Here is a 12,218-nt window from a genome sequence, read left to right on the forward strand (position 1 = left end):
CGGGGGAGAGAGTCAGGCGAGGGCGGCGAGCTCGTCGGTGAGGTTCGCGCGGGCGCGGTCCTCCCACAGCGTGGCGCCCTGCGGGGTGCGGAAGAGCGCACCGCCCGCGAGCAGGCCGCGCAGGACGGCGGCGCGACCGGTGCGGAAGGCGTCGTCGGGCACGTGCGCGTACTCGGCGCGGACCTGCCGGACGTAGCGCGTGTACCGGTCCGGCGCGGAGCCGAGGATCGCGAGGTCGGCGTCGGACACGAGCGCGCCCGGCCCGTCGCCCGCCGCGGGGGAGTGGTCCGTCGTCACGAGCACGAGCCGGACGACCTCCGCCACGGCCGCGGCGTCGAGGTGGCCCGCGAGCCGGGCTTCCGCCAGGTCGGCGGACCGTTCCTCGTCGCGACCCGCCTCGCCGTCGTGCACGGCGTCGTGGAACCACAGCGCGAGCTGGGTCACCGCGGTGCTCCCCGGCGCGTCGAGCGAGCCGTCGTCCGTCGGCCTGCCCGACGCCGCACCGCCGCCCGCCCGCCCGGGCGCAGCGACGTCGTCGGGCACCCCGGGCGCGCGCCCCTCCAGGAGGGCGAGCGAGTCGAGCGCGTGCACCAGGTGCTCGGGCCCGTGGTAGACGCGGTGCGGCTCGTGCCAGCGCTCGACGAGGTCCACGCCGACGTCCCGGGCACCGGGCAGCAGTGCGTCCCAGCGGGCGAGCAACGCGTCGGCCTTCGCCGCGCGCCGCGCACGGCCCGGCACGCGCAGCCCGGACGACCCGAGCCTCCGGGCGAGCTCGCGCCCGCCGACGGGGACGGCACCCGCCGCCACGGCGACGTCGTACCGCTCGGCGGCGACGTCGTAGTGGTCGAGGTCGAACGCGCGGCGGCTCACGCCGATCGAGGCCGCGAACGCGTGCAGCTCCGCCAGCGAGGCGTCCGACACGAGATGGCTGAACAGCGTCCCGTGCGCGGGCCACGCGGGCGGGTCGATGAGAACGGTCACCACCCGAGCATGCCACCGGCCGGCGAGCCGACGCGCGGGCGTCGGCTCACCGGCCGGGGAGCGACCTGAGCCGCGTAGGTGTCACCCGGAGGAGCCCGGGCGTGCGGGGATCAGCCGGCGCGCGAGGCCGCCTCGACGACCTCGACCGACTGGCGCGCGATGGCGAGCTCCTCCATCGTCGGGACCACCATGACGAGCGTGCTCGTCCAGTCCGGCGAGATGACGCGCGGCTCGCCGGAGTCGACGGCGTTGCGGTCCGGGTCGACGGCGAGGCCGAGCGGCTCGAGCCCCTCGACGACGGCGGCGCGCACCTCGGCGTCGTGCTCGCCGACGCCCGCGGTGAAGGCGACGACGTCCACGCGGCCCAGCACGGCGGCGTACGCGCCGACGTACTTGCGCAGCCGGTGGATGTACACGTCGAACGCGAGGCGGGCACCCTCGTGGCCGGCCTCCATGAGCCGGTGCAGCTCGCGGAAGTCGTTCACGCCGGACAGCCCCTTGACGCCCGAGCGCTTGTTGAACAGGTCGTCGATCTCGTCGATGCTCATGCCCGCGTTGCGCGCGAGGTGGAACACGACCGCGGGGTCGATGTCGCCCGTGCGCGTGCCCATGACGAGGCCCTCGAGCGGGGTGAGGCCCATCGACGTCTCGACCGGCACACCGCCCTTGACGGCCGACGCCGAGGCGCCGTTGCCGAGGTGCAGGACGATCGTGTTGAGACCCTCGATCCGGCGCCCGAGGACGCGCGCGACCTTCCCGGACACGTACTGGTGGCTCGTGCCGTGGGCGCCGTAGCGGCGGATCGCATACTTCTCGGCGACCTCGGCGTCCAGGGCGTACGTCGCGACGTGCTGCGGCAGCCGCTGGAAGAACGCGGTGTCGAACACCGCGACGTGCGGCACGTCGCCGAGCAGCGACCGCGCGACCTCGATGCCCTTGACGTTCGCCGGGTTGTGCAGCGGCGCGAGCGGGGACAGCGAGCGGATCCGCTCGAGCACGCCGTCGTCGACGAGGACCGGGTCGGCGAACAGCGAGCCGCCCTGCACGACGCGGTGCCCCACCGCGTACACGTCGGCGTCCGAGAGCGTCGGGCCGACCTCGTCGAACATGCTCAGCGCGATGCGCAGCGCGTGCCCGTGGTCCGCGACGGGCTCCTCGCGCGTCGTCGTGTTCCCGGCGAACCGGTGCTTGATGATCCCGGACTCCTCGCCGATGCGCTCGATCGTGCCCGCGGCGATCGCCTCGCCGCCGACGGGGTTGACGAGCTGGTACTTGAGCGAGGACGACCCCGAGTTCATGACGAGCACGGACCCGTGCGCGCCGTACGCGCTGTAGGGGTTGGGGCGCTCGCCCTCGGGCAGGATCGTCATGACGTGGCTCCCTGGGAGTCAGAGGTGGGGTCGGCGGCGTCGGCCGGGGCCTGCGCCTGGATCGCGGTGATCGCGACGGTGTTGACGATGTCCTGCACGAGCGCGCCGCGCGACAGGTCGTTCACCGGCTTGTTGAGGCCCTGGAGGACCGGGCCCACCGCGACGGCGCCCGCCGAGCGCTGCACCGCCTTGTAGGTGTTGTTGCCCGTGTTGAGGTCCGGGAAGATGAACACCGTCGCGCGCCCCGCGACGTCCGAGCCCGGCATCTTCGACGCCGCGACGGACGCGTCGACGGCCGCGTCGTACTGGATCGGGCCCTCGACGAACAGGTCGGGGCGCCGCTCGCGCACCAGCGCGGTGCCCCGGCGCACCTTGTCCACGTCGGCCCCCGAGCCGGACTCGCCGGTCGAGTACGACAGCATCGCGACCCGCTGGTCGACGCCGAACTGCTGCGCCGTCGCCGCGGACGAGATCGCGATGTCCGCGAGCTGCTCCGCCGTCGGGTCGGGGATGACCGCGCAGTCGCCGTAGACGAGCACGCGGTCCTGGAGGCACATGAGGAACACCGACGAGACGACGGACACGCCCGGCTGGGTCTTGATGATCTCGAACGACGGCTTGATGGTGTGCGCCGTCGTGTGCTTCGCGCCCGACACCATGCCGTCCGCGAGCCCGAGGTGGACCATCATCGTGCCGAAGTAGGACACGTCCTGGACGCGCTCGCGCGCCTCCTCGAGCGTCATGCCCTTGTGCGCGCGCAGCCGCTGGTACTCCGCGGCGAACCGCTCGACGAGCTCCGGGTCGTGCGGGCTGACCACGTGCGCGGCGTCGATGTCGAGGCCGAGCTCGGCCGCGCGGGCGCGGACCTTCTGCTCCTCGCCGAGGATCGTCAGCTCCGCGACCTGGCGGCCGAGCAGCGTGGACGCGGCGCGCAGGATGCGGTCGTCGTCGCCCTCGGGCAGCACGACGTGCTTGCGGTCCGCGCGGGCGCGGGACAGCAGCTCGTACTCGAACATCAGCGGCGTGACGACCTCGGGCCGCGGCACGTCCAGTCCCGCGAGGAGCGCCGCGCCGTCGACGCTCTGCTCGAACAGCGCGAGCGCCGTGTCGACCTTGCGCTGCGACTCCTTGGTCACGCGGCCCCGGGCGCTCGCGGCGGCGCTCGCCGAGCGGAACGTCCCGAGGTCGGTGCGGATGATCGGCAGGCTCGGGTCCAGGTCGGCCACGAGGCGTGCGGTCGACTCGGGCGGGAAGAACCCGCCGTTGAGGATGACGCCCGCGAGCGACGGGAAACCGGACGCCGAGTGGGCGGCGAGCAGCCCGATGAGGATGTCCACCCGGTCGCCGGGCGTGATGACGACGGCGCCGTCGGTCAGGCGGTCGAGCAGGTGCTCGAACGACATGGCGCCGACGAGCAGGTCGGTCGCCTCGCGCGCGAGGAGCTCCTCCTCGCCGAACGCGAGCGTCCCACCCACGGCCTCCATGAGGATCCGCACGGTCGGGGCGTCGAGGAACGGGTCCTCGGGCACCGCCCAGCCGGGCAGCCGGGCGCCCGGGGCGGGCTCCGCCGTCGGGCCCGACGGCGTCCCCGCCCCCGTGAGCGGCTCGCCGTCCGGGCCGAGCGACCCGAGCAGCGCGCGCACCGCGTCGAGGTCGTCCGGCTGGACGCGGTTCGCGACGACGCCGATGGGCTGCGCGTGCTGCGAGCGCAGCTCGGCGACGCTCACCTCGATGAGGTTGCCCACGGCGTCGGGCGTGCGGCCCTTGCCGGAGACCACGAGGAGGACCGGCGCGCCGAGGTTCGCCGCCACGCGTGCGTTGAACGACAGCTCGGTCGGCCCCGCGACGTCCGTGTAGTCCGTCCCGACGACCACGACGAAGTCGCACTGGCGCGCGACCTCGTGGTAGCGCGCCACGATCTGCGACAGCGCGCCCTCGGGGTCGGCGTGGACGTCCTCGTACGTGACGCCGATCGCCTGCTCGGCGGTGACGTCCACGCCGTCGTGCGCGAGCAGGAGCTCGAGCACGTAGTCCTGCACGTCCGGACCGACGGCCCGGGTGACCGGCCGGAAGACCCCGACCCGCTGGACCTTGCGGACCAGCAGGTCGAGGACCCCCAGCGCGATCGTGGACTTGCCCGTCTCGCCCTCGGGCGAGGTGATGTAGATGCTGCGAGCGGTGTCGCTCACTCGTTGTCTCCTCCGGTGTCCTGCACGGCGGCGCTCGCGCCGTTGTACTGCGGGCCACCCTCCTCGGTCGCCGTCTCGCCGACGTCCGGCCACACCCAGTCGCGCACCTCGGGGATGTCCTCCCCGTGCTCGCGGGTGTACTGCCGGGCCGTCAGCCGCGCGTCGACCATCTCCTGACGCAGACCCGCGTAGGTCGAGCGCAGGGACGGCACACGGTCGATGACGTCGATCACCAGGTGATAGCGGTCGATGTCGTTGAGCATGGCCATGTCGAACGGGGTGGTGGTGGTGCCTTCCTCCTTGTAGCCGCGCACGTGGATGTTCGCGTGGTTGGTGCGGCGGTACGTGAGGCGGTGGATCAGCCACGGGTAGCCGTGGTAGTTGAAGATGACTGGCTTGTCCGACGTGAAGAGCGTGTCGAAGTCCTTGTCCGACAGGCCGTGCGGGTGCTCGTTCTCGTCCTGGAGCCGCATGAGGTCCACGACGTTGACGACCCGGACCTTGAGGTCGGGGATGCGGCGGCGCAGGATGTCCGCCGCGGCGAGCACCTCGAGCGTCGGCACGTCACCCGCGGAGCCCAGGACCACGTCCGGGTCCTCGCCCTCGACCTCGGTGCCGGCCCACTCCCAGATGCCCAGCCCGCGCGTGCAGTGCGCGATCGCCTGCTCCATGGACAGGAACTGCGGCGCCGGCTGCTTGCCCGCCACGACGACGTTCACGTACTGGCGAGAGCGCAGGCAGTGGTCGTAGGTGGACAGGAGGGTGTTGGCGTCCGGCGGCAGGTACACGCGGACGATCTCGGCCTTCTTGTTCACGACGTGGTCGATGAAGCCCGGGTCCTGGTGGCTGAAGCCGTTGTGGTCCTGGCGCCACACGTGGCTCGAGAGCAGGTAGTTGAGGCTCGCGACCGGCCGGCGCCACGGGATGTGGTTGGTGACCTTGAGCCACTTCGCGTGCTGGTTGAACATCGAGTCGACGATGTGGATGAAGGCCTCGTAGCTCGTGAACAGGCCGTGGCGCCCGGTGAGCAGGTAGCCCTCGAGCCAGCCCTGGCACTGGTGCTCCGAGAGCATCTCCATGACCCGGCCCGCGCGCGCGAGGTGCTCGTCGACGTCGGGACCGAAGAAGTCGGCGTTCCACTGCTTGTCCGTGACCTCGTAGACCGCCTGGAGCCGGTTCGACGCGGTCTCGTCCGGCCCGAAGATCCGGAAGTTGTCCGGGTTCAGCCGCACGACGTCGGTCAGCCACTGCCCGAGGACGCGCGTCGACTCGGCGATCGCGCTGCCCGGCCCCTTGACGTCCACGGCGTAGTCGCGGAAGTCCGGGAGCCGCAGGTCCTTGAGCAGCAGACCGCCGTTGGCGTGCGGGTTGTCGCTCATGCGCAGCGTGCCCTCGGGGGCGAGCGCGGCGATGTCGTCGCGCAGGCGGCCGTCCTCGTCGAACAGCTCGTCGGCCCGGTAGGACTCGAGCCAGCCGCGCAGCACGTCGAGGTGCTCCGGGGTGTCCCGCGCGCTCGCGAGCGGCACCTGGTGCGCGCGCCAGGAGTCCTCGGTCTTCTTGCCGTCGATGACGGGCGGGCACGTCCAGCCCTTGGGCGTGCGGAAGACGATCATGGGCCACGCGGGACGCTCGTCGCTCCCCGCCGCCGCGTCGGCCTTGATCTGCGCGATGTGGTTGAGCACCTCGTCGAGGAGCTTCGCGAAGCGCTGGTGCACCTCGAAGTGGTCCTCGCCGTCGAACCCGCCCGTGAAGAAGTAGGGCGTGTGGCCGTAGCCGATCATGAGGTCGCGCAGCTCGTCGTCGCTGATGCGCGCGAGCACCGTGGGGTTGGCGATCTTGTACCCGTTGAGGTGCAGGATCGGCAGCACGACGCCGTCGTTGCGCGCGTTGACGAACTTGTTGGAGTGCCAGCTCGTCGCGAGCGGGCCCGTCTCCGCCTCGCCGTCGCCGACGACCGCCGCGACCAGCAGGTCGGGGTTGTCGAACGCGGCGCCGTAGGCGTGGGAGAGCGCGTAGCCGAGCTCGCCGCCCTCGTGGATCGACCCGGGGGTCTCGGGCGCGACGTGGCTCGGGATGCCGCCGGGGAAGGAGAACTGGCGGAAGAGCCGGCGCAGGCCCTCGGTGTCCTGCGTGATGTCCGTGTACGTCTCGGAGTAGGTGCCCTCGAGGTACGCGTTCGCGACGAGGCCGGGACCGCCGTGACCGGGGCCCGCGACGTAGATCGTCGACTGGCGGCGCTGCGCGATCGCGCGGTTGAGGTGCGCGTAGAGGAAGTTGAGGCCGGGCGTCGTGCCCCAGTGGCCCAGCAGGCGCGGTTTGACGTCGTCGCGGTCCAGCGGCGTGCGCAGCAGCGGGTTGTCGAGCAGGTAGATCTGCCCGACGGACAGGTAGTTCGCCGCGCGCCACCAGGCGTCGACGCGACGCAGGGTGTCGTCGTCGAGCGGGGCGACCTCGGCGGGTCGCCAGGCGGTGGACTCGGTGGCGGTGGTCGTGCTCATCTCACGCTCCTGCAGGGGGAAGGGTTCGCGAACGACTACGGCTTCATACAACCGCATCGACCGAGGCCCTGCACGGTTCGTGACGGCCCCGGGCGGTGTGACGTCCGCCCGGGACCGCAGAAAAGGTCCTAGGTCCCGGGACTCAGGTCCGGCGGCGGGCCCGGCTGCCGTGGAGCGCGAGCCCGGCGCCCAGCGCGACGGCGACCAGGGCCGCGGCGCTCGCGGCGACGACGTCCACGCCGGTCGTCGCGAGGCCGGGCCCGGACGTATCAGGCTGCTGCGGTTCGGGGCCCGGGCCAGGGCCGGGGCCAGGGACGGGGGCGGCGGTGACCGTGGTCGTCGCCGTCGCCTCGCGCGGACCGTCGCCACCGTCGACGCAGGCCGCGCACGGCTCGACCGTCGCGGTGTTCGTCACCGTGCCCCCCTCCGGGGGCGCCGTGCCCGTCACGACGACCGTCGCCGTCCCTCCCGCGGGGACGGTCGCCGTCGTCGAGACGTCGTTCCCGGTGCCCGACGGCGCGTCGCACGCCGACCCGTCCGAGACGCTGCACGTCCACGAGACGCCGGTGACGGCGTCGGGCACGGCGTCCTGGACGACGGTTCCGGGTGCCGCCGCGGGGCCGTCGTTGGTCACGACGACCTCCCACCGGAGCTCCGCGCCCCCGGTCACCTGCGCGGGGCCCGTCTTCGTGACGGAGAGCGCGACCGGGACGACGCACGGCGCCGTGACCTCGGCGACGTCGTTCGACGGGTCCGGGTCGCCAGACGTCGAGGTCACGCGGGCGCGCTGCACGACGTCGCCCGCCGAGCAGGCCGCGGGGTCGGGCCCGACGGTGCCGGTGATCGTGAACGACGCCCCCGCGCCGGCGGCGAGGGGACCGACGGGGCACACGAGCGTCGTGCCCTCGAGGGTGCACCCCTCGGCGACGACGCTCGCCGGGTCGATCGCCGCCGGCAGGGCGTCGGCGACCACGACGCCGCGGGCGTCGCCGGGTCCCTCGTTCGTCACGTCGACGACGTACTCGACGAGGTCGCCGAGCACGAGCGGCGACGGGCTGGTCAGCTCCTTGGCGACCGCGAGGTCCGCGGCGGGCAGCACCGTCACGTCCACGCTCGAGGTGTTCTCCGTGAGGTCCTCGCGGTCGGGCGGCGCGACGACCTCGGCGGTGTTCGTCAGGACCGTCTGGTCGTCGACGAACGGCGCGGTCCCGGTCACGGTGAGGACTGCCGACGCGGTGGGCGTGGAACCGGTGAGCCGGGGCAGGTCGACGGTCGTGTCGATCGCGTTGCCCGACCCCGAGGCCGTGCCGCAGGCCGCGCCGCCGGTCGCGGCGCAGGTCCAGGTGACGTCGGTGAGCCCGGCCGGGACGGCGTCGACCACGCGGGCGCCGACGACGTCGTTGACGTACTCGTTCGTCACCTCGAGCTGGTAGGACACCTGGCCGCCGGACTCGACGACCGGCGTGCTCGTCGTCTTCTCGACGGTGAGGACGGTCGGGACGACGACGCGCAGGTTCCGGATCTCGTGGTAGTTCGTCGCGCCGCCGGTGGACGCCCCGAAGCCGAGCTTGAACGTCGCGGGCAGGGCCGGTTGGCCGGCGGCGCCGCCGATGTCGAACTCGCTGATGAGCGGCTCGAGCGCGGTGCCCGGCCCGGTGTCGCTCCAGACGGACAGGAGGTCGGTGTTCGGGGCCGGCGTGACCACGACCCGGACCGTGCGGACGAACTCGCGGCTCGGGTCACCACCGCCCGGGGGCACAGTCTCCACGGTATCCCCGGGACCGGGCACTCCCGTGAGGTAGCCCCACGGGGTGGCTGCGGCGTAGGAGCCGCGCACGGAGACGAATCCCGGCTGCGGTCCCGGGCCGCCGACGCCGGCCGAGAAGTTGCCGAACTCGTCGAACCCGACGCCCGCGTACCCGCCCTGGAGGAACGTGTACCCGAGCGACCCGCCGTCCCCGCCGACCGCGGCGGGGAACGACCCGTCCAGGAGGAAGAACGAGAGGCCGTCGCCGCGGTTGCCGCCGAGCTCCTGACCGCCCCACGTCGCGTACTCGAACTCGACCACCACGCCGAGGTCCGTCGGGAACGGGCTGTCGAGCACGTAGCCGCCGAACCCCCCGTTGGTCTGGTCGACGTCGGTGAGCCGGAGCCAGCCGTCGCCCTCACCCGTCAGCGTGGCCTCCCCGAACGGGACCCAGGCAGGGTCGTTCGGCGTCGTGCTCCCGAACGGCTCCTCGATCGGGAAGCCCGCCGCGGTGGCGGGCACAGCGACGGCGCCCGCGGCGAGCACGAGGGCGGCGGTCGCGGCAAACCGCAGGCGGTGGCGTCGGGCTCGGTGCGTCACGGATGCTCCTCTCGTGCACCGGCCCCGTCGCCGGCGTGTCGTCCCCGTCTCGTCCCCCGTGCTTCCCCATCGGACCACACCGGTGTGAGGTTCGCCCGGTACGACGCCCGCGATGCGGGTTCTCGCACGAGGCCCGGTTACCGTGGGCTCGTGCCCGAGCCCACCGCCCCGCGTTCGTTCTGGGCGGTCGCCCGCCAGCCCCGCGTGGTCGGTCTGCTCGTGCTGTTCCTCCTGGCCGCCGCCGTGTGCGCACGGCTCGGCGTCTGGCAGCTCGACCGCGCGCAGCAGCGCGCCGAGCTCGCGGCGCAGCAGGAGGCCGCGGAGCTCGAGGCCGCCGGGCCCGAGGGTGTCGGGGTGCTGCTCCCGCCGCAGTCCTCCTTCCCGGGCGAGCTCGTCGGCCGGCAAGCCTGGGTCGAGGGGGAGTACGACCCGGAGGGTCAGCTCCTCGTGGAGAACCGTGCGCTCGACGGCAGGGTGGGCTACCTCGTCCTCACGCCGCTGCACGTGACCGACGACGGGACGCAGGGCGCGTCGTGGGCCGATCTCTCGGGCGCGCCCGTGCTGCCCGTGGTCCGCGGCTGGGTCGAGACGCCCGAGGAGAGCGCCGCGCTCGACCCGCCGGACGGCGTCGTGCGGCTCACCGGCTACCTCCAGGCCTCGGAGGCCGCGGGCCAGGGCGGCTCTGCTCCGGGGCTCACGGACGCGATCTCGACCGGGGCGCTCGTCAACGAGTGGGGCGGACCGATGTACTCGGGGTACCTCGTGCTGCTGTCGTCCGACCCGGCGCAGCCGTCGGCGGCCGAGGGCGGTCCGGCGCAGCTCCCGCGCCCGATGATCGAGGGCGGCACCGGCCTCAACCTCCAGAACCTCTTCTACGCGCTGCAGTGGTGGGTGTTCGGCGGATTCGCCGTGCTGCTGTGGGTCCGCCTCGTGCGCGACGAGGCCGCGGGTGGCAAGCGCCGCACGCGCGGCGACGGCACCGGGATCGCCGGCCTGCCCGACCCCACCGAGATCGACCCGCCCGGCTCGACGTCGACCTCCTGAGGGTCGATCTCGGACCTACGGGTCGATCTCGCAGACCGCGGCTCGACGCGCGGGCCCCACCCCGCGGAGCCGTCACCGACGAAGAGCACGCTCGACGCGACGCACGATCGCCGCAGGGTCGCCCAGGTCGGCCCAGACGACGCGCAGCACGACCCATCCCGCCTCGACGAGCGCGTCGTGCCGCACCTTCTCCTGCTGCAGGCGTGACCGTGCGTCCCCGAACCCGCCGCCGGAGTACTTGACCGCACCGTCGAACTCGACCGCGACCCGGTGCTCCGGCCACCCGAGGTCCACCCACAGGCTCCCGCCCCACGTCGGGACCTCGAGCCCGGGCACGGGAGCGGCCAGCCCGGCCTCGTGCAGGATCCAGCGCACGACCGACTCGCCCGGAGACTCCGCGCGGGCGTCCGCGAGCCCGACGACGGCCCGCGCGCCCTGGACACCGCGCCCTCCCACCGCCTCCGCCAGCAGGACGGCGAGCACCGCCGGATCGGCGCCGGCACGCAGGGCCGAGTCGGCGACGACCAGTGCCTGCGCGCCCGGCAGGGACCGGGCGCAGTCCACGACCGTCCGTTCCAGCGTCGTGACCGGGAGGCCGGTGACGACGGCGCGGTCGCGGTCCGGGAGGTCCGTCCAGTGCCGGCGCAAGGTCGGCTCTCGCGTCTGCGCCGCCTTGGGCGGGCGGAGCTGGGTGACGTGGACGACGTCTGCCAGGCGCCAGGTCCAGCACCCGTGCAGCAGCGCGGCGCTCGTGTGGCTGAACCAGTACGCGTTCGACAACCGCTCGGCGACGGCGCTGACGCGACGCAGCACCAGCTCGCGACGGAGCTGCGCGGGGCTCAGGTCGTCAGGGACCGGCGGGAGGTAGACGCCGCGCCGGACGCGGTCGAGGGTTCCGGCTCGTGTGCGGCGCGCGAGCTCCGTGCGCCGCTCCTCGGAGAAGCGGGTCGCCGTCGGTGGGGCGGGACGCTCCATGCGTCGGTCGTCACCGGGGCGTCGGAGCGTCGGACGACGCGGTAGCCGGACGGTCGTCTGGCGACGTGCGGCCTGGCACGAGGTCTCGGTCGAGGTCCGCTCGGGGCGGGGTGCCGTGGAGTCGCGTGTCACGGGACAGGGCGACGCTCGGCGGGATGTCGCTCGGCATGGTGCCGAGCGTCGTCGATACAGGCATGGCGTGGGGCGCGATGCCGTGGTCTGTGGACAAGTGAACCCGCGAGATCGACCCGAGCGTCCGAGATCGGCCCTCAGGAGGTCGATCTCGAGACCTGGGGGTCGATCTCGCGGGCCGGTGGTCGTGCGGGGAGCCCTCCGGACGGGAGGGAGCGCGTCCGTCTCAACACCTGACACAGGGGTTGCCGGACGTAAGTACGGACTGCAGTCTTATCGCGATTCGGGCAGTGCGTCCGAATCGTCCGCCGGTCGAGGTCGCCCGGCGGTCCGAGAGACACGGGGGTACTCCATGAAGAAGCGTCTTGCACCTCTGGCGGCAGCAGCCGTCACGCTGGGCCTCGTCCTGGTCCCGGCGGCCAGCGCGAGCGCTGCCAGCCGGTCCACGCCGTACAACTGCGGGACCCGCGACGCGAAGGTCACCGCGAGCGCGCCGACGAACGTGACGCTCACCGTCAACGGGACGACGAGGAGCGCGAGCAACAGCGCGGGCGCGTCGGTCACCCTGTACGACTACGACGGCCAGGGGACCGCGTACGCGTCGTCGAGCAACGCCTCGGTCTCGATCAACGTCACGTGCTTCTGACCCCGACGCGGTCGAGCGTCATGGTCTGAACGTCGC

The 12,218-nt window shown here is 73.3% G+C and carries 8 protein-coding genes; 2 read left to right on the plus strand and 6 right to left on the minus strand.

The genetic code is table 11. The annotated features are described in order from the left end of the window. Positions 1-12: 12 nt before the first annotated feature. The 5 genes from FB00_RS11495 to FB00_RS11515 form a co-directional block, all read right to left on the minus strand. On the minus strand, positions 13-981 hold the full coding sequence (locus FB00_RS11495; protein WP_047233101.1) for a DUF4031 domain-containing protein: 969 nt from the start codon (positions 979-981) through the stop codon (positions 13-15). Positions 982-1,091: 110 nt separating this feature from the next. Next, positions 1,092-2,351, minus strand: a complete 1,260-nt coding sequence (locus tag FB00_RS11500; RefSeq protein WP_043656335.1) for an acetate/propionate family kinase — start codon at positions 2,349-2,351, stop codon at positions 1,092-1,094. Further along, the gene (gene pta / locus FB00_RS11505; RefSeq protein ID WP_047233060.1) at positions 2,348-4,540 is read right to left on the minus strand and encodes a phosphate acetyltransferase; all 2,193 of its coding nucleotides are present in this window, start codon (positions 4,538-4,540) and stop codon (positions 2,348-2,350) included. The genes FB00_RS11500 and pta overlap by 4 nt, the downstream gene beginning before the upstream one ends. Beyond that, positions 4,537-7,038, minus strand: coding sequence for a phosphoketolase (locus tag FB00_RS11510; protein WP_047233061.1), 2,502 nt, complete (start codon positions 7,036-7,038; stop codon positions 4,537-4,539). Before FB00_RS11510 ends, pta begins: the two co-directional genes overlap by 4 nt. 142 nt (positions 7,039-7,180) lie before the next feature. Further along, positions 7,181-9,385 (minus strand): DUF11 domain-containing protein, encoded by a 2,205-nt coding sequence (locus FB00_RS11515; RefSeq protein WP_052877612.1) that lies wholly within the window; start codon positions 9,383-9,385, stop codon positions 7,181-7,183. A 150-nt stretch (positions 9,386-9,535) separates the two neighbouring features. Here FB00_RS11515 and FB00_RS11520 point away from each other — a divergent pair, with 150 nt between their 5' ends. After that, the gene (locus FB00_RS11520; protein ID WP_047233062.1) at positions 9,536-10,429 is read left to right on the plus strand and encodes an SURF1 family protein; all 894 of its coding nucleotides are present in this window, start codon (positions 9,536-9,538) and stop codon (positions 10,427-10,429) included. Between the two features lie 72 nt (positions 10,430-10,501). Here FB00_RS11520 and FB00_RS11525 read toward each other — a convergent pair whose 3' ends face one another. Next, positions 10,502-11,404, minus strand: a complete 903-nt coding sequence (locus FB00_RS11525) for a hypothetical protein (protein ID WP_052877613.1) — start codon at positions 11,402-11,404, stop codon at positions 10,502-10,504. A gap of 484 nt (positions 11,405-11,888) precedes the next feature. Here FB00_RS11525 and FB00_RS11530 point away from each other — a divergent pair, with 484 nt between their 5' ends. Beyond that, entirely contained in the window at positions 11,889-12,182 is a 294-nt protein-coding gene (locus tag FB00_RS11530) for a hypothetical protein (RefSeq protein WP_047233063.1), read from the plus strand. Positions 12,183-12,218 lie beyond the last annotated feature (36 nt).

The sequence above is a fragment of the Cellulosimicrobium funkei genome (assembly GCF_001019615.1).
GTDB lineage: Bacteria > Actinomycetota > Actinomycetes > Actinomycetales > Cellulomonadaceae > Cellulosimicrobium > Cellulosimicrobium cellulans_E.

Bases quoted from the DNA above. Each gene is read 5' to 3' on its own strand.
- FB00_RS11500 (WP_043656335.1), bottom strand. From the start codon at position 2,351: ATGACGATCCTGCCCGAGGGCGAGCGCCCCAACCCCTACAGCGCGTAC.
- FB00_RS11510 (WP_047233061.1), bottom strand. From the start codon at position 7,038: ATGAGCACGACCACCGCCACCGAGTCCACCGCCTGGCGACCCGCCGAG.
- FB00_RS11525 (WP_052877613.1), bottom strand. From the start codon at position 11,404: ATGGAGCGTCCCGCCCCACCGACGGCGACCCGCTTCTCCGAGGAGCGG.
- FB00_RS11530 (WP_047233063.1), top strand. From the start codon at position 11,889: ATGAAGAAGCGTCTTGCACCTCTGGCGGCAGCAGCCGTCACGCTGGGC.